This window comes from Nannocystis pusilla, from assembly GCF_020073745.1.
GTDB classification, from domain to species: domain Bacteria; phylum Myxococcota_A; class Polyangia; order Nannocystales; family Nannocystaceae; genus Nannocystis; species Nannocystis radixulma.
The window spans coordinates 242,087-258,245 of record NZ_JAIRAU010000028.1; the positions used below are offsets into that span (position 1 = coordinate 242,087).

General features: G+C 72.3%; 17 protein-coding genes. 8 read left to right on the top strand and 9 right to left on the bottom strand.

Translation table 11 applies throughout. The annotated features are described in order from the left end of the window. Positions 1 to 27: 27 nt before the first annotated feature. Positions 28 to 183 carry a hypothetical protein gene (locus tag K7C98_RS22520; RefSeq protein WP_224193790.1) on the bottom strand — a complete coding sequence of 52 codons (156 nt, stop codon included), beginning with the start codon at positions 181 to 183 and terminating at the stop codon, positions 28 to 30. 227 nt (positions 184 to 410) lie between these two features. On the opposite strand from K7C98_RS22520, the gene K7C98_RS22525 reads away from it, so the two are divergent. The 3 genes from K7C98_RS22525 (at position 411) to K7C98_RS22535 (ending at position 2,356) form a co-directional block, all read left to right on the top strand. Next, a complete protein-coding gene (locus tag K7C98_RS22525; protein ID WP_224193791.1) occupies positions 411 to 956 on the top strand; it encodes a ClpXP protease specificity-enhancing factor SspB in 546 nt (181 codons plus the stop codon). A gap of 131 nt (positions 957 to 1,087) precedes the next feature. Beyond that, positions 1,088 to 1,384, top strand: coding sequence for a hypothetical protein (locus K7C98_RS22530; RefSeq protein WP_224193792.1), 297 nt, complete (start codon positions 1,088 to 1,090; stop codon positions 1,382 to 1,384). Between the two features lie 81 nt (positions 1,385 to 1,465). Then, a complete protein-coding gene (locus K7C98_RS22535; protein ID WP_224193793.1) occupies positions 1,466 to 2,356 on the top strand; it encodes a tRNA threonylcarbamoyladenosine dehydratase in 891 nt (296 codons plus the stop codon). Positions 2,357 to 2,614: 258 nt separating this feature from the next. Here the strand turns inward: K7C98_RS22535 and K7C98_RS22540 are convergent, their stop codons facing one another. Continuing rightward, the gene (locus tag K7C98_RS22540) at positions 2,615 to 3,748 is read right to left on the bottom strand and encodes an ArsA family ATPase (RefSeq protein ID WP_224193794.1); all 1,134 of its coding nucleotides are present in this window, start codon (positions 3,746 to 3,748) and stop codon (positions 2,615 to 2,617) included. Between the two features lie 66 nt (positions 3,749 to 3,814). Between K7C98_RS22540 and K7C98_RS44960 the strand changes: the two genes are divergently transcribed. Then, positions 3,815 to 4,333, top strand: a complete 519-nt coding sequence (locus K7C98_RS44960) for a biotin/lipoyl-containing protein (protein ID WP_346660296.1) — start codon at positions 3,815 to 3,817, stop codon at positions 4,331 to 4,333. Positions 4,334 to 4,373: 40 nt separating this feature from the next. Here the strand turns inward: K7C98_RS44960 and K7C98_RS22550 are convergent, their stop codons facing one another. Next, positions 4,374 to 5,339, bottom strand: coding sequence for an ArsA family ATPase (locus tag K7C98_RS22550; protein ID WP_224193795.1), 966 nt, complete (start codon positions 5,337 to 5,339; stop codon positions 4,374 to 4,376). Between the two features lie 158 nt (positions 5,340 to 5,497). Here K7C98_RS22550 and map point away from each other — a divergent pair, with 158 nt between their 5' ends. After that, a complete protein-coding gene (gene map / locus K7C98_RS22555) occupies positions 5,498 to 6,289 on the top strand; it encodes a type I methionyl aminopeptidase (protein WP_224193796.1) in 792 nt (263 codons plus the stop codon). 412 nt (positions 6,290 to 6,701) lie between these two features. On the opposite strand, the gene K7C98_RS22560 is transcribed toward map, so the two are convergent. Beyond that, positions 6,702 to 7,337 carry a TetR/AcrR family transcriptional regulator gene (locus K7C98_RS22560; protein WP_224193797.1) on the bottom strand — a complete coding sequence of 212 codons (636 nt, stop codon included), beginning with the start codon at positions 7,335 to 7,337 and terminating at the stop codon, positions 6,702 to 6,704. A gap of 108 nt (positions 7,338 to 7,445) precedes the next feature. Here K7C98_RS22560 and K7C98_RS22565 point away from each other — a divergent pair, with 108 nt between their 5' ends. Next, entirely contained in the window at positions 7,446 to 8,687 is a 1,242-nt protein-coding gene (locus K7C98_RS22565) for a cytochrome P450 (RefSeq protein ID WP_224193798.1), read from the top strand. On the opposite strand, the gene K7C98_RS22570 is transcribed toward K7C98_RS22565, so the two are convergent. The 3 genes from K7C98_RS22570 to K7C98_RS22580 all read right to left on the bottom strand — a co-directional run bounded on the left by K7C98_RS22570 (position 8,653) and on the right by K7C98_RS22580 (position 11,858). Beyond that, a complete protein-coding gene (locus tag K7C98_RS22570; protein ID WP_224193799.1) occupies positions 8,653 to 9,354 on the bottom strand; it encodes a hypothetical protein in 702 nt (233 codons plus the stop codon). The genes K7C98_RS22565 and K7C98_RS22570 overlap by 35 nt on opposite strands. A 131-nt stretch (positions 9,355 to 9,485) precedes the next feature. Next, on the bottom strand, positions 9,486 to 11,108 hold the full coding sequence (gene gpmI / locus K7C98_RS22575) for a 2,3-bisphosphoglycerate-independent phosphoglycerate mutase (protein WP_224193800.1): 1,623 nt from the start codon (positions 11,106 to 11,108) through the stop codon (positions 9,486 to 9,488). Positions 11,109 to 11,126: 18 nt separating this feature from the next. Then, entirely contained in the window at positions 11,127 to 11,858 is a 732-nt protein-coding gene (locus K7C98_RS22580) for a hypothetical protein (RefSeq protein WP_224193801.1), read from the bottom strand. A 46-nt stretch (positions 11,859 to 11,904) separates the two neighbouring features. Here K7C98_RS22580 and K7C98_RS22585 point away from each other — a divergent pair, with 46 nt between their 5' ends. After that, positions 11,905 to 13,047: a class I SAM-dependent rRNA methyltransferase gene (locus K7C98_RS22585; protein ID WP_224193802.1), complete on the top strand. Its 1,143-nt coding sequence runs from the start codon at positions 11,905 to 11,907 to the stop codon at positions 13,045 to 13,047. Between the two features lie 87 nt (positions 13,048 to 13,134). Here the strand turns inward: K7C98_RS22585 and K7C98_RS22590 are convergent, their stop codons facing one another. Both K7C98_RS22590 and K7C98_RS22595 read right to left on the bottom strand, forming a co-directional pair. Next, positions 13,135 to 14,199, bottom strand: a complete 1,065-nt coding sequence (locus tag K7C98_RS22590; protein ID WP_224193803.1) for a S1C family serine protease — start codon at positions 14,197 to 14,199, stop codon at positions 13,135 to 13,137. 23 nt (positions 14,200 to 14,222) lie between these two features. Continuing rightward, positions 14,223 to 14,768 carry a hypothetical protein gene (locus K7C98_RS22595; RefSeq protein ID WP_224193804.1) on the bottom strand — a complete coding sequence of 182 codons (546 nt, stop codon included), beginning with the start codon at positions 14,766 to 14,768 and terminating at the stop codon, positions 14,223 to 14,225. A gap of 379 nt (positions 14,769 to 15,147) precedes the next feature. On the opposite strand from K7C98_RS22595, the gene K7C98_RS22600 reads away from it, so the two are divergent. Further along, on the top strand, positions 15,148 to 16,155 hold the full coding sequence (locus tag K7C98_RS22600) for an AAA family ATPase (RefSeq protein ID WP_224193805.1): 1,008 nt from the start codon (positions 15,148 to 15,150) through the stop codon (positions 16,153 to 16,155). Positions 16,156 to 16,159: the final 4 nt, after the last annotated feature.

Sequence of the window (16,159 nt, forward strand, 5' to 3'; positions counted from 1 at the left end):
ACAACTTGTTTCGCGGCTCGCGGCCGGTCACCACGCCAGCGGGATGACGCCCTGGACCACGAGGCCGATCAGCACCAGCGAGAGCGACAGGATCAGCACGAAGAACCCGGTCGACGGCGCCGCGCCCGGCGTCGCGGGCGAGGGCGCGTGGCAGGAGCAATAACCGGGGCCGTGGATCTGCATCGGGCCAGCGGAGCTTAGCACGCCGGGGGCGGGCGCAGGCAAATCGGGCGGGCCGCCGCAACCGATGCGGGCACGTGGACACGGCTCACGACCTGCGCGGCGAGCGGACTTGCGACGTACCGTACGGACGAGCATCGGCCGGCGACGCGACGCGGTGGCCCGGGCGCCGCGCGGAAAAGGCCGCGACCCTCGCCAGTCCGGTCGACTTCCGCTAGCTTAGGCGGGCCATGGTGCACCCGGTCCAGAGTGTCATCGAGTCGCTGTACGCGGCTGGTCGCTGCCCTCGCCTCCACGTCGACGCGACCCACGCCTCCGTGACGGTGCCGGACTTCATCCGCCAGCAGTGGCGCGAGCGGCTGATCATCGACCTCGACGCCAGCTACCCGCTCGACCTGGTGTTCGGCGAGAGCGGTCTCGCGGCCGATCTCTCGTTCGGCGGGCACGTGACCCGCTGCTCCTTCCCCTGGGAGTCCATCTACATCGTCACCGACCGTTCGACCGGCCGCGGCATCGTGCTCGACCGCCACGTGCCCGAGTCGGTCAAGCGCCAGGCCGCCGGGCAGCAGCCGGCGCCGGCCTTCGACAACGCGATCACCAAGGTCGAGCCGCCGGCCGAGCCCAAGCCCGAGCTGCGGCGCGTCGAGGCCGAGCCTGCCGCCGAGGAGGCGCCGGCCGTGGCGGAAGCCGCTCCACCCGCCGCCGCGCCCAGCCCGAGCGACGATCAGGCCAAGAAGCGTCGCGCGGCCTTCCGCGTCATCGATGGTGGTGGTTGATCTTCGCGCGTGGCAGGATCGTTCTTTCACGCGGGTCCGCGAGCCATCCGCGTCGGACCCACATCGATGCCGGCGGGCCGAAGCACGGGCCTTGACCCTGCCCTCACCCGTCGCCCCAGAGGAGCCCGGTCATGAAGCTGGCGGCCATCTTCATCAGTCTCTTCCTCGCGCTGCTCGCCGCGCTGTGGCTCGCCTTCGTCCGCGCCGCGCCGCCGCATGAAGTGTGTCAGCGCAAGGCCGACATCCTCCGCGCCGAGGCCGGCAACGAGCACGGCGAGGCCGTCGAGCGCCTGCTCGACCAGTACCGCCTCGGCTGTCGCAAACAGGCCGAGGCCCTGCTCCAGCTGCGCGGCAAGCTCGTCTACGCGCGCCACGCCAAGTGCGTCATGGCGGCGCGCACCCTCTCCGAGGCCGAGCGCTGCGGCTAGCGGGCGCGGCTCGCTAGTGCCCTGAGTCGCGGCCGCGGGCCCTCGACCCGGGGCCTCCGACCTCTATACTCCGGCCTCGCCATGACCACGCAGTTCATCCCGAGCGCCGGCCTGTTCCCCGGGCGCAAGGCCACCGCGCCCGCCGTCACCGCCGACGACGAGACCAGCACCTACAAGCTCCACCGCCGCTTCGACCGCATGGGTCGGCTGGTCGGCGACGCCGGCATGCAGCGGCTGTTCGGCAGCCACGTGATGGTCGTCGGCCTCGGCGGCGTCGGCAGCTGGGCCGCCGAGTCGCTCGCGCGCTCGGGCGTCGGCAAGCTGACCATCGTCGACTTCGACCTGATCTGCGTCACCAACGCCAACCGCCAGCTGCACGCCGTGCGCGGCACCACCGGCAAGCCCAAGGCCGCCGTCATGGCCGAGCGGCTGCGGCTCATCAACCCGCGCTGCGAGGTCGTCCCGCGCCAGGAGTTCTACAACGCCGAGGCCAGCGAGTCGCTGCTGGCCGGCGCGCCCGACCTGGTCGTCGACGCGATCGACAACCTCGCCGCCAAGACCCACCTGATCGCCACCTGTCGCAAGCGGCAGATCCCGCTGGTCGTCTCCGGCGGCGCGTCCGGCCGCATGGACCCGACGCAGATCCGGATCGCCGACCTCAACGCCGTCGACAACGACCCGTTCCTGGCCGCCACCCGCAAGCTGCTGCGCAAGCACCACGAGTTCCCCCACCGCGACAAGGAGCCGTGGGGCATCGCCGCCGTCTACTCGCCCGAGCCCGCCCGCGACCCGCTCGACCTCGACTACGACGGCGGCGAGGGCTTCCGCTGCGTGTGCCCGCAGGGCGAGAACGACCTCCACGGCTGCATGCACCGCAACGTCATCTACGGCACCGCCAGCTTCGTCACCGGCGCCTTCGGCCTCGCCTGCGCCAGCGCGGCCGTGCGCACCCTGCTCGGCCAGCCGCTCTGAACCTGTCCCGCGGGCCAGCTCGCGCCGACGCGGGGCGGCCCGTTGGGGAACGCGCCTCGCGGACCTGTCCCCGCGAGCGGCCCGCGGAGCGAGCTTGCCTGTCTCTCGGGACATGCGCCAGCTCGGACTCGCGCCGCGGCGTGCGGCCTTCGCCGCCTGCTGCTCGCTGAGCCGCGAGCGCACGAGAGAACATGCCTGATAAAACATTCCCGGAAGAACATGCCCCTTCAGGCATGCCCCTGCGGACATGCTCTCCCGTCACCCCCTAGCCCAGCGGACGAACTGCGCCACCAGCTGGGCCAGGTCGTCGACGCTGGTCGGCGCCGGGTCACGCAGCGGCAGCAGCCACAGCGGCAGGCGCGGGTAGGCGCGGGTCAGCGCCTGCCCGGCCGCGACCGACTGTTCGCCCTGCACGCGCAGCCCGGCGTAGACCTGCAGGACCCGCTGGCACATGTCCTCGAGGACATCCGGTTCGACCTGCCCGGCCAGCGTCGCGCACACCGCCTCCGCGGGCGGCGGCGGCGGGAACGGCGGCAGCACGCGGTTGAGCACCACGCTGTCGACCCGCAGCCCGCGCTCGTGGAGCACCCGGAGGAAGTCGAGCGCCTCGCGGACGCTCAGCGGCGACGCCGACGTCGCCAGCACCACCCCCGTCTCGGGCGACGTGAGCAGCGTCGAGAAGTCGCCGGCGCGCTGCTGGAACGCCGACAGCACCCCGGCGAAGTCGCGCAGGAACGCCCCCAGCTCGGCCAGGAATTCGCCGCCGCCGATCGCCCCGAGCGCCTTCAGCACCACCCCGTTGCCGACCCCGAGCAGGCGCGCGCCGATCTTCCCGCCGCCGGTGATGATGCGGGTCGCGGGGTTGGTCACGACCTCGTGGATCCGCTCGGGCGCGCTGAGGAAGTCGATCGCGTTGGCCGTCGGCGGCGTGTCGAGCACGATCAGGTCGTAGCGGCGCTCCGCGTGCAGGATCTGCAGCTGGGCCATCGCCGCGTACTCGAGCGCCCCGCCGAGGTTCTCGGCGATCGTGCGGTAGATCGGGTTCTGCAAGATCTGCCTGGCCGCCGCCGGCGACTCGGCGTAGGCGCGGACGATGCGGTCGAACACCACGTCGGGCGCCAGCAGCAGCGCGTGCAGGCTGCCGGTGCCGTCGCCCGGGAGCGGCACCGGCAGCTCCTCGCCGGCGCGGGCTCGGTCTTGCCCGAGGGCCTGCGCCAGCCGGCGGGACGGGTCGATCGTCACCACCAGCACCTTCTTGCCCTGCCGCGCCGCCCCGAGCGCGAGCGCCGCCGCACAGGTCGTCTTGCCGACCCCGCCCGGGCCCACGCACAGCAGCACGCGCCGCGACGGCCCCGCGGACAGCGGGTCCCCTCCTGGCCTCGGCTCGTTCATCGCCCGCTCACCGTCCCGATCGGGGTCGTGGACGCGCCAGCGTCGAGTGACGTAGTCTCGCCGACCGTGAGCGCCCGAGAATTCGTCGTGCGGGTCGGCGAGCGCGAGCTCGTCGCCCGAGTGACCGCCTCCGATCCGCCCGTCGTCATCGTCGACGGCGTCACCCACGAGGTCACCGCCGTCGCCGGCGGCCGCAGCCACGTGCGCGTGCAGGGCGAGGTCGCCCAGCGGATCGTCACCCTCGACGACCGCGACCTGCCGACCGCCGCCGCGCTCGGTGGCGTCGCCGTCGCGCTCGATGTCCGCACCGCCCAGGCCGCCGCGCGCGACGCGGCGCTCGCGGTCGGTCGCACCGGCGGCGCCGGCGGCGGGCTCGTCAAGGCGCCCATGCCCGGCCGGGTCGTGCGCGTGCTCGTCAGCGCCGGCCAGAGCGTCGAGCGCGGCGCTCCGCTCGTCATCGTCGAGGCCATGAAGATGGAGAACGAGCTGCTCGCCGCCGTCGCCGGCACGGTCAAGGCCGTCCACGTCGGCGAGGGCGTCGCCGTCGACGCCGGCCAGGCGCTGGTCGAGCTCGACCCGTCCTGAAGGTCATGTCCTGAGGGACCTGTCCGATTGACCATCTGATTCACGCCGCCCTCCGCGGCTCGAGCGTCGCCAGCACGTCGTCGATGTCGGCCAGCCCGGCGAAGCCCTGGAAGCGCCACGGCAGGGTCACGACCGGGGGCACGCGGCGCTCCGCGGCGTGTTCGCCGGCCAGCCAGGCCTCGACGTGGCCGCGCTGACGGGCCGCCTGCTGCGCCACCACGTTGGTGGCCGCCAGCGTGCGAGCCACCTGGCCGTCGGGGTCGAGCTCCGGGGGGCCGGGCTGGAACGCCGGCAGCTCGGGCCACGCGCCGTTGACGAAGATCCCGCCGATGTGCACGCGCGACTCGTTGCGCAGCGACGCCGCCATCTCGCCCAGCTCGGTGAGCGGCCAGCGGTCGGGCAACCCGACCAGCACCGCCTGCGTCACCGCCGGGTCTTCGAGGCTCGCCTGGATCGCCTGCGCCTCGCGCGGCAGCGGGCCCACGCGGACCGCCTTGAGGATCGCCTGCGGGATCCCCAGCGTGTAGCGGAGGTGGCCGGTCGCGGGCCCGTCGAACACCACCACGTCGAAGCTGCGCGCGCGCACCGCCTCGTGCCAGATCTTGCCGAGCACCGCGAAGTCGTCGAGGCCGGGCACCGCGCGCACGAGCCTGCGGATCGGGGCGCTGTCGAACACGGCGCCGGCGATCCGCTCGCTGCGTAGCACCAGCGCCCCGTACTCGCGGACGCACACCGTCGGGACCACGCGTTGGACGTACAGCCCGGGGCCAGCGACCGTCGGTGTCTCGGACAGCGTGCGCTGACCGAGCATCCACGCCAGGCGGTCGTCGAGGCCGACTGTCGCCACCAGGACCCGGCGGCCGCGCCGGGCCAGGGACAGGCCGAGGAGCGCCGCGACCGTCGTCCGGCCCACGCCGCCCTTGCCGCTGACGACCAGCAGCTGGCGCTGGGCGAGGGTATCGAGGACGGCTCCGAACCCGGAGGGGGCGGCGCTGGAGACAGCCATGGGCGGGGCGAACCTTGGCACAGACCCGGGCCGCTCGCTACCAGAAGGCGCCAAACCCTCACGTGCGCCTGCCCTCCTCGGCAGGTCTCTTCTCGCGCCCTTGACCTGCCCGCCGCTGGCGACCATTCTCCGCGCAAGATCGGCCGGGAGAGACGGACGTGGCAGTCGAGATCAAGAGCAAGCGGGACATCGAGAAGATGCGGGCCACGTGCCGGCTGGCGGCCTCGGTGCTCGACCACATCGCCCCGCACGTCGTCCCCGGCGTCACCACCGGCCGGCTCGACAAGATCTGCCACGAGTACATCGTGAGCCACGGCGCCTACCCGTCGCCGCTCAATTACAAGGGCTTCCCGCGCTCGATCTGCACCTCGATCAACGAGGTCATCTGCCACGGGATCCCGGGCGATCAGGTGCTCAACGCCGGCGACATCCTCAACATCGACATCACCACCACCCTCGACGGCTACTTCGGCGACTGCTCCGACATGTTCGTCGTCGGCGGCAGCACCACCCCCGAGGCGCAGAAGTTGGTCGACGTCACCCGCGAGTCGCTGTGGCTCGGCATCGCCGAGGTCGGGCCGACCAAGCGGATCGGCGACATCGGCGCGGCGATCTACGAGTTCGCCCACGGTCGCCACGGCTACGGCGTCGTCGAGGCCTTCTGCGGCCACGGCATCGGCCGCGAGTTCCACATGGCGCCGCAGGTGTCGCACGTCGGCAAGCGCGGCAACGGCCTGCGCATGAAGCCGGGCATGACCTTCACCATCGAGCCGATGATCAACCTCGGCACGCCCCACTGCGACATCCTGGCCGACGGCTGGACCGCCGTCACCAAGGACGGCAAGTGGAGCGCCCAGGTCGAGCACACCATCCTCGTCACCGAGCACGGCTTCGAGGTCCTCACCCTGCGCGACGCCTCCTGGCGGCCCAGCTGGGCCGCCGCCAGCTGAGCCGGCGGCCTGGCGTCCCGGGCATGCTCCCAGGGACATGCCCGTGAAGACATGTCTGGGAGGGCCTGTCCTCGCAGACACGCTGACAGAAGAATCGCGGCGCCCCGAGCGAGGCGCCGCGGTGGTGCTCAGGCCATCCCGATGGTGGGGCCGGCCTTGACCTTGCTCTTGACCTTCATGACGCTCTCCCTTTCTCAGGCCTGGCGGTGGATCGGACCTGCGTGTGGACTGCTCCGAGACAAACTTTGCGGATCATGGCAGTCGCCGCGGAGGAAGTCGCCCGGCCCGCGAGCACGCGAGGGGCGAGACCGTGCCTCGCTCGGCCTCGCTCATGACATGTCTGTACAGACATGTCCCGTAGACCATATCCATCCGCCGGCCCGCGGCGCCGACACGGCCCGTCTCCGGCCCCTCACTCGGCCGCGCGCGTGCGGCCGCGCGGCTTCGTGCGCTGCCCCGGGGCCAGCGCGCCGTGGAGCAGCAGGTCGATCAGGCGCTGCAGGTACTCGTCGTCGAGCGGCGCGCGCTCGAGGAACAGCCGGCGGTTGAGCGCCGCGCCGAACACGTCGAACAGCAGCTTCGAGTCGACGCCGGGCGCGATCTCGCCGCGCGCCTCGGCGGCCTCGAGGATCGCGCGGGGTCCCGTCTCGAGGGTCGTGCGCACCGACCTCACGATCGCCAACATCTCGGGGTCCGCGCCCTCGACCACGAACAGGCGGAACAGCCCCTGGAACTGGGGCTGGGCCGCGAGCTCGCCGATCCGGCGGGCGATCGCCAGCATGTCGCCGCGCAGCGAGCCGGTGCCGGCGACCGCGAACGTCTCGCTGGCGATCGACATCAGCGCGTCGCGGACCAGCTCCTGCTTGCTCGGCCAGCGGCGGTACACCGTCGTCTTGTTGACCCCGGCCAGCGCCGCCACGTCCTCGATGCGCAGCCCGTGATAGCCCGCGCGGGCGGCCTCGCGCAGCGTCGCCGCCAGCACCCCGCGCACCACAGGTTCCCCGCGCACGAGCGCCTGCGTCTTCGCCTTCCGCTTCGCCTGGACCACGGCCGCACTCAGCGTAGCACCGGCGCCGCGGCCATATCGCAACTATAAGTTGCAATGCGACCGGCGCGTGTCACCCTCGTATCGCAACTGAGAGTTGCGATACGCGCCATGACCGACACGACCACCCTCTTCAGCCCCGCGATGTTCGCCGACCCGTACCCGATCTACGCCCGCCTGCGCGAGCAGACGCCCGTGCTGCACGTCCCGCAGATCGGCGTGTGGCTGGTGACGCGCTACGACGACGTCCAGCACATCCTCAAGTCGCCCGAGCTGTTCTCCTCGGAGCGGACCGCCGCGATCGACAGGCTGCGAGATCCGCGGCTCTCCGAGGGCATGGAGCTGCTCGCCTCGCGCTCGCTCGTCAGCATCGACCCGCCGGACCACACGCGGCTGCGGCGGCTCGTCAACGTCGCCTTCACCCCGCGGGCGATCGCCCGGCTCGAGCGGCGGGTCCGCGACCTCGCGCGCGAGCTCGTCGACGACATCGTGCGCAAGGACAGCTTCGACCTCATGGAGGACCTCGCCGTCCCGCTGCCGGTGATCGTGATCTCCGAGCTGCTCGGCGTCGACCCGGCGCGGCGGACCGAGTTCAAGCGCTGGTCCGACGATCTGCTGCTCGGCTCGCGGCTCGACGGTCACCTCGACGACGCGGAGATCGAGCGCATCGTCGCCAGCCGGCGCGAGTTCATCGCGTTCTTCCGCGCCATGATCGAGCACCGCCGGCGCGAGCCCGGGGACGACCTCCTGAGCGACCTCGTGCGCGCCGAGGCCGAGCGCGACGCCCTGAGCCCCGAGGAGGTGCTGACGATGGCGATCCTGCTGATGATCGCCGGCAACGAGACCACCACCAACCTGATCGGCAACGGCACCATCGCGCTGCTCGAGCACCCCGACGTCCTGCCGCGTCTGCGCGCCGACCCGACCCGGATCCCCGGCTTCGTCGAGGAGGTGCTGCGCTGGCGTTCACCGGTCGTCATGCTCGTGCGCACGACGAGGCGGGACGTCGCCGTCGGCGGCGTCGACATCCCGCAGGGCGCCGTGCTCGGCGTCCTCGTCGACTCGGCCAACCACGACCCGACGCACTTCGCCGAGCCGGAGCGCTTCGACATCGAGCGCCAGTCGGCCCACCTGTCGTTCGGCTACGGCATCCACTTCTGCGTCGGCGCGCCGCTGTCGCGGCTGGAGGGCCGGATCGCCTTCGAGGAGCTGGTCGCGCGCGTGCCCGAGTTCTCGCGCGAACCCGGGCCGCTGGAGTGGACGCCGAGCTTCAACCTGCGCGGGCTGAAGCGGCTGCCGCTGCGTCGCGGCGCGCCGGTCAGCGCGCCAGCGTCACGCGGAAGTACGGCATGATCGCCTTCCAGTCCTGCGCGACGGCGCGGGTGTCGCCGAACGGGTACTCCATGCGGGCGATGTACATGACGTCGCCGTAGGGGAACATGAACTGCTGGATCTCGCGGACCGCGTTGCTGCCCGACTCGTCCATCACCTGCAGCTTGGCGTAGATGCCGGTCTTGTCGAAGTAGTCGTCGTTGAACGACAGGTCTTCGATGTTGAGGCCGGCCTCCTGGTACTGGTTGCGGTAGAACGCGACCGCGCGCTCGTCGACCGGGCGCTCCTTCGGCGCGAGGTAGAACGTCAGCGCGATCATCTCGCTGTCGGACGACGAGCTGGCGCCGAGGTCCTCGTCGGAGCTGGACACGCCGGCCGACGAGCAGGAGGCCACGGTCACCCACTCCTTGTTGGACTCGAGGTCACCCTTCGAGTGACCGGTCTCCTCGCAGTTCTTGAACACGTACAGCGTGTCGGGGATCTCGAACTCGAGGCCGATCTGCGGGATCTTGATGATGTTGCCATCCTTCTTGCCGCTGCTCGGGTTGTCGATCCACTTGCGTGCCTCGGACTGCTTGCCCTTGCGGCGAGCCCCGCTGCCGCCGCAGCCGGAGGAGACCACCGAACCGGCCGCCACGGCCAGCGCGACGGTAAACAACACGTTCTTGGGGACGCGACGGGAGGACATCATGGCTTCTGGAGACCGTTCGCGCGCACAGTACCCAAGTGCGCCGCGGGCGGCAAGACGTCCGTCCGGCCGCTCGCCGCGCCGCGAAGCGGGCCGCCGCACGCCCGCCCGCGTCCCCGGCGCGCCCCCGCTCACCGGGCCAGCAGCGACGCCCGGTAGCCCTCCGGCGGCAGAAAGCCGAGCAGCTCGAGGCACGTCGACGCCACGTTCGACAGCCCGGCCGCGGGCGGCGGCGCCAGCAGCGGACCGCCACCGGCGGCGCGCGGGTCGACGATCGCCAGCGGCACGCGGTTGAGGCTGTGACTGGTCCGCACCTGCAGCGCGCCGTCGGGGCGGAGGTCGAACATCTGGTCGGCGTTGCCGTGGTCGGCCGTCACCACCGTGATGCCCTTGCGGGCGCGCACCGCCTCGATCACCCGGCCGAGGCACAGGTCGACCGCCTCGACCGCGAGGACCGTCGCCCCGAGGTCGCCGGTGTGACCGATCATGTCGCCGTTGGCGTAGTTGACCCGCACGAACTTCGGCTTGTACGCGTCGAGTTCGGCGATCAGGCGGTCGGTGATCTCGGCGGCGCGCATCCACGGGCGGTGCTCGAGCGGCGGCCCGTCCGACTCGACCTCGACGTACTTCTCGCGCTTGGGGTCGAACGGCTCCGAGCGGTTGCCGTTCCAGAAGTAGGTCACGTGGCCGAACTTGTGCGTCTCGCTGATCGCCAGCTGCGTCACCCCGGCGCCGGCCAGCAGCTCGCCCATCGTCCCGGCGATCGCCGGCGGCGCGACCAGGAAGTGGGTCGGCAGCTGGAGGTCGCCGTCGTACTGCGTCATCCCGGCGAACTCGACCCGCGGCTTCGGCCCGCGCGGGAACTTGTCGAAGTGCTCCTCCTCGAACGCGCGCGTCAGCTCGAGCGCCCGGTCGCCGCGGAAGTTGAACAGGATCACCGCCGCCCCGTCGCGGATCGGCCCGACCGGCCCCAGCGCGTCGGCGATCACGAACGCCGGCAGGTTCTGGTCGTCGAGACCTGTCTCTTTGTACAGGGTCTCGACCGCCTCGCGGGCCGACCCGAAGCGGCGCCCCAGCCCGCGCACGTGCGCGTCCCAGCCGCGCTCGACGATCTTCCAGTCGGCCTCGTAGCGGTCCATCGTCACGACCATGCGCCCGCCGCCGCTGGCGATCCGGTAGTCGCGGCCGTCCTGCGACAGGCGGGCGAGCACCGCCTCGAGGCGGTCGACGTACGCCAGCGCCGAGCGGGCCGGCACGTCGCGGCCGTCGAGCAGGACGTGCACGCGGACCTTCGGCACCCCCTCGAGCGCCGCCCGCTCGAGCAGCGCGATCACGTGGTCGATGTGGCTGTGGACGTTGCCGTCGGACAGCAGCCCGACGAGGTGCAGCGGCTCGCCGGACGTCTTGACCGCGTCGATGCAGCGGCGCCACGCCGGCCCGAAGATCGCCCCCGACGCGATCGCCTGGGTCACCAGCTTGGCCCCCTGGTCGACGATCCGCCCGGCCCCGAGCGCGTTGTGACCGACCTCGCTGTTGCCCATGTCGGCGTCGCTCGGCATCCCCACGGCTGTCCCATGGGCCAGGAGACTGGTGAACGACGGCAGCCCGCGCAGGCGGTCGAGCGTCGGCGTGCGCGCCTGCGCCACCGCGTCGCCGAAGTCCCCGCGGCCGATGCCGACCCCGTCGAGCACGACGCACACCACCGGCCCCTCGGGCGGGCGGCGGGTCGGATGCTGCAGCAGCCTCGTCAACATGTCCCTATCCTCCTGTCCTCAAAACCATGCCTGATAGGCCAGCGTCACGTTCAGCAGCATGTCGAACACCACGCTGTCCGGCTTGGTCCCGACCGGCGCGGCCGGGTCGACCACCACCTTCGTGCGCGAGAACGCCTTCTGCCAGTCGACCCCGAGCGCGAGCCCGTGGTTGTTGCGGATCGGCACGCCGACGCTGATCCCCGCGCGGACCAGCGGATCGTACGCGACCGTCTGCTCGTCCTCCCACGGGTTCGCCGACCGCATGCGCCGCCAGTTCGAGATCATCAGCCCGGCCCCGGCCCCGAACTCGATCACCAGCACGCGCGCCGGGATCTGAAAGGATGGCCCGAGGGTCAGGTCGGTGTGAGACAGCGACGAGACCCGCGTCACCTCCTGCCCGATCGGCATCCCCGTGTTCGGGTCGACCGGCGTCGTCGGGTCGGCCGGCACCGTGAAGCGGTTGCGCTCGGGGAAGCGGGTGTGCCCGCCCTGGAACTCGAAGCCGAAGCGCATCGGCCCCAGGCGCAGCGCGTGATAGCGGAGGGCCAGCCCGAAGCCGAAGCCGAGCGGCGGCCGGCGATCGAACAGCACGTCGCCGGCGCCGATCAGGATGCCCATGCGGCCGATGACCGACACGCCGAACACGCGCTTCTTCTCGGCGATGTCGAGCACCGTGTTGCCGCGCGGCGCCGGCAGACCAGACGCGCCGTATGCGAGGCACGTCGCGAGGAGCGCCGCCAGGGGGAGCATGCGACGGGCACCATAGCAAATCTTTTTCGCGCATAATCACCGGCGCATGACCACCCGCGTCGCTCTCCGGCGAGACGCCGGCCGGATCGGCCCCGAGTCCGGGCCGTGGATCCGTCAGCGCCAGGTCGCCAAGATCTGGGGACCCCCGGACCCCGCGAGCCTCGCGCAGCTCGTCGACCACCGCGACGTCGTCCTCGGCTGGGGCCTCCTCGCGCCCGACGCCGACATCCCGCTGCGCCTCGTGCAATTCGGCGACAAGCCGCCCGCGGCCGACTGGTTCGAGCGCAGGCTCGCCTCCGCCCTCGCCGCCCGCGCCGGCCTCGGCCTCGGCGAAACCCTCGACACCACCGCCTACCGCGAGGTCAACAGCGAGGGCGACGGCCTGCCCGGCCTGGTCATCGACCGCTACGGCGACGACCGCGTGGTCCAGCTCGGTACCCCGGCGATGACCGCCCGCCGCGCCGCGATCCTGGAGTTCTTGCGCCCGCGCACCCCCGGCCAGATCTTCGTGATCGCCGGCGAGGCCGCGCCCGACGCCGCCGAGTCCGTCCTCGAGTTCCGCGAACATGGCCTTTGGTTCAGCTGCCCGGCCCCGCCCGCGCAGAAGACCGGCGCCTACCTCGACCAGCGCGACAACCGCCGCCTGGCCGCCGGCCTCGCCGCGCGCGCGGGCGGCCCGCTGCTCGACCTCGGCTGCCACGTCGGCGGCTTCGTCGTCCACGCCGCCGCCGCCGGCGTGCGGGCAGTCGGCCTCGACCAGAGCGCCCGCGCCCTCAGTTTCGCCCGGCGCAACGCCGCGCGCAACGACCTGACCGAAAGGACAGCCTTCGTCCAGGCCGACATGTTCGGCGCCCTCGACGACCCCGCGCTGGCCGGCCCGTTCGGCGTGATCGTGTTCGACCCGCCGCGGATCGCCACCGGCTCGCAGGGCCGCGAGCGCGCGGTCGCGGCCATGGCCCGCAGCCTCGGCCGCCTGGTCCCGCGCCTCGCCCCCGGCGGCTTCCTGCTCGCCTGCAGCTGCTCGCACCACGTCGGCCGCGCCGACCTCGACGCCGCCCTGCTCGGCGCCGGCCCCCACGGCTTCACCCGCGTCCACGCCCTCGGCCCCGGCCCCGACCACCCGGTCTGGCCCGGCCACGTCGAGGGCGAGTACCTGCGCGTCAACGTCTACCAGCGCCGCGACACCTGACCGTGAGGACATGCCTCCACGGGCATGCCCCTTCGGACATGTCCCTTCGGGCATACCTCACGAGCCATGTCCTCGCGGACATGTCCCTCACAGCCCCTCGACCGGCGCCAGCGTGACGGAGCGCAGCGGCTCGCCGGCGCGCTGGACCTGCATCTCGATCGGCCCGTCGACGCCGATGAGCTGCGTCAGGTAGGCCACCTCGGACACGCGGTGGACCGGCTGGCCGGCGACCGACAGGATGAAGTCGTCGACCTGCAGCCCGGCCTTGGCGCCCGGGCCTGCCGCCTCGACGCGGGTGATCTTGACGGTCGCCAAGCGCCCCGGGAACTCGTCGTCGTCGACGGCGCGGATGCCGAGGCGCACGCGGCGGAAGCGGCCGTGCGTCAGCACCTCCTCGAGGTAGCGGCGGACCATCGGCGCCGGCACGGCGAAGCCGATGCCGGTGCCCTCGCCGCGGACCGCGGTGGCGATCCCCAGCACCTCGCCGCGCAGGTCGACGATCGGCCCGCCGGAGCTGCCGGTGTTGATCGACGCGTCGGTCTGCACGAAGCTGAAGAAGCCGTCCTGCGGCAGGTCCTCCGGCTTGCCGACGTCGGCCCAGTCGCGCCCGAGGCCGGACACCACCCCGACCGTCACGGTGTCGCCGAGGCCGAACGGGTGGCCGACGGCGAGCACCCACTCGCCCGGCCGCACCGGTCGCTCGCGGAACACCACCGGCGCCTGGTCGACGCGCGGCGGGTCGGGGGCGATCACCGCCAGGTCGAGCAGCGGCTCGCGGTGGATCACCTGCGCCCGCACGCGCTCCTGATTGGCGTACTGGACGTCGATCTCGCTGGCGGTGAGCGGCACCACATGGGCGTTCGTCACCACGAGCCCGTCGGCGCGCACGAGCGTGCCGCTACCGATCCCCCGCTTCGCCCGGCCCCCGGCCTGCGGCAGCGTGCAGATCACGCTGACCACCGACGGCGCGATCTGCTCGGTCACCGCCGCGAAGTCGGGCAGCGCCGTCGGGCGCGACGGTCGCTGCGGCGGCGGCGCGCTCGGCGGCGGCGCGCTCTTCGAGCTGTCCGAAGAGACAGGCGAAGGCGCCGCGTCGTCGAGCGGTCGACACGCGACGAGCGCGACCAGCCCGGCGACGAACAGCGTGCGCACCGGCGTCTCAGTCCTCGTCGTGCTCAGCCCTCGTCGCCCGCGGGAGCCTCGGGCTCGCCGGCGGGGGCCGCGGGCTCGCCGGCGGGGGCCGCGGCGTCCTCGCTCGGCGTGTCGGCGGCGGCGGCCGGTGTTTCGGCGGCGGCCGGCGTTTCGGCGGCGGCCGGCGCCTCGCTGGCCTCCGCGGCCTTCTCGACGACCGCCTCGGTCCCGGCGACCGTCTCGGTCTCGGCAACGACCGCCTCGGCGTCGGCGTCGGCCTCGGCCTCGACGACCGCCTCGTCGCCGTCGTTGTCCTCGTCCTCGTCGTCGTAGTCGTCGTCGTCCTCGTCGTCGTCGTCGAAGGGCGCGCTGACCAGCGGACGCGTGGGAGAAATCACAGGGAACCGCGGCGCCTGGCGCCGGGCCTCGCGCTCCTCCTCCTCGAAGCTCACCGTGGCGACGTTGTCGGCGGCATCGGGGAGCGTCTTCAGCCACTCCTCGTAGCGTTCCTTGGTGATGAGCCCACCGCGGATGTTGCGGCGGACGGTGCGGAGGTCGAAGAGGCGTTCGAGCTGGCGCGGGGCAACCATGCGGCGGCCCTTTTAGAACACCGGCCGCCGTCCGTCAAACCGGCGCGCGCGCGCCGGTGCGCGGGCGGGCGGTCCGCTCGCAGGCCCGCGCGGCGAAATTCTGCCGACCGGGGCGCCGCGCGTGACTCCGACCTCACGCGCCCGCGGGTCTCGGCAGCGACGACCTCACCGACCTGCGGCGTCTGCGAGTAGCCGCTCCGGACGCGATATTTTTCGCCCGCGACAGGCGCCCGCGCCTGTCCTCATGGACCGCCGCGGGGAAATAACCCGCCACTTTGCCTGGTAGGCGGCCGGGCGTATAGATCCCGCGCACACCGGTCCGCGCGCCCCGCCGAGACCCCTTGCCGACCCGCCACCGCGTACCCATCAAGCGACAGCCATGAGTGTAGGAGCCTACGACATCCGCGTCATCAACGACCTCGTCGAGCGCGAGAGCGCCTTCGTCGAGCGGCTCATGACCGAGGTCCACAAGGTCATCGTCGGCCAGGACGACATGATCGAGCGCGTCTTCATGGGCCTGCTGTGCCACGGCCACGTGCTGCTCGAGGGCGCCCCCGGCCTCGCCAAGACCCTCACCGTCAGCACCCTCGCGCGCTGCCTCCACATGGAGTTCAAGCGCGTCCAGTTCACCCCCGACCTGCTGCCCTCGGACGTCCTCGGCACCGTCATCTACAACCATCAGACCGGCAGCTTCACCAACCGCAAGGGCCCGGTCTTCACCAACCTGCTGCTGGCCGACGAGATCAACCGCGCCCCCGCCAAGGTCCAGAGCGCGCTGCTCGAGGCGATGGCCGAGCGCCAGGTCACCATCGGCGACACCAGCTACCCGCTGCCGCGGCCGTTCCTGGTGCTCGCCACCCAGAACCCGATCGAGCAGGAGGGCACCTACACCCTGCCCGAGGCCCAGCTCGACCGCTTCATGTTCAAGATCAAGGTCGGCTACCCGACCGCCGAGCAGGAGCTGCAGATCATGCAGCGGATCGGCGGCGCGCCGACCGCCAGCAAGCCCGAGGTCCAGCCGGTGATCGGCCCCGACGACATCGCCAAGGTCCAGCAGACCATGGACCGCATGATCGTCGAGCAACCTGTCCAGAAGTACATCGTCGACGTCGTCGCCGCCACGCGCACCCCCGGCGCCGTCGGCCTCGAGAAGCTGGCGCCGTTCATCGACTTCGGCGCCTCGCCGCGCGCCACCATCGCCCTGTTCCAGGCCGCGCGCGCCCACGCCTTCATGCGCCACCGCGGCTACGTCAGCCCCGAGGACATCAAGGCCGTCGCGCCCGACATCCTGCGCCACCGCATCATCCTCTCGTACGAGGCCGAGGCCGAGGGCAAGACCGTCGAAGAGGTCGTGCGCGCCATCCTCGAGCACGTGCAGGTCCCCTAGTCTC

Coding starts and splice junctions, on each gene's coding strand:
- K7C98_RS22595 (WP_224193804.1), bottom strand. CDS start 14,768: ATGGTTGCCCCGCGCCAGCTCGAACGCCTCTTCGACCTCCGCACCGTC.
- K7C98_RS22600 (WP_224193805.1), top strand. CDS start 15,148: ATGAGTGTAGGAGCCTACGACATCCGCGTCATCAACGACCTCGTCGAG.
- K7C98_RS22525 (WP_224193791.1), top strand. CDS start 411: ATGGTGCACCCGGTCCAGAGTGTCATCGAGTCGCTGTACGCGGCTGGT.
- K7C98_RS22585 (WP_224193802.1), top strand. CDS start 11,905: ATGACCACCCGCGTCGCTCTCCGGCGAGACGCCGGCCGGATCGGCCCC.
- K7C98_RS22520 (WP_224193790.1), bottom strand. CDS start 183: ATGCAGATCCACGGCCCCGGTTATTGCTCCTGCCACGCGCCCTCGCCC.
- K7C98_RS22580 (WP_224193801.1), bottom strand. CDS start 11,858: ATGCTCCCCCTGGCGGCGCTCCTCGCGACGTGCCTCGCATACGGCGCG.
- K7C98_RS22535 (WP_224193793.1), top strand. CDS start 1,466: ATGACCACGCAGTTCATCCCGAGCGCCGGCCTGTTCCCCGGGCGCAAG.
- K7C98_RS22570 (WP_224193799.1), bottom strand. CDS start 9,354: ATGTCCTCCCGTCGCGTCCCCAAGAACGTGTTGTTTACCGTCGCGCTG.
- K7C98_RS22565 (WP_224193798.1), top strand. CDS start 7,446: ATGACCGACACGACCACCCTCTTCAGCCCCGCGATGTTCGCCGACCCG.
- K7C98_RS22530 (WP_224193792.1), top strand. CDS start 1,088: ATGAAGCTGGCGGCCATCTTCATCAGTCTCTTCCTCGCGCTGCTCGCC.
- K7C98_RS22550 (WP_224193795.1), bottom strand. CDS start 5,339: ATGGCTGTCTCCAGCGCCGCCCCCTCCGGGTTCGGAGCCGTCCTCGAT.
- K7C98_RS22540 (WP_224193794.1), bottom strand. CDS start 3,748: ATGAACGAGCCGAGGCCAGGAGGGGACCCGCTGTCCGCGGGGCCGTCG.
- gpmI (WP_224193800.1), bottom strand. CDS start 11,108: ATGTTGACGAGGCTGCTGCAGCATCCGACCCGCCGCCCGCCCGAGGGG.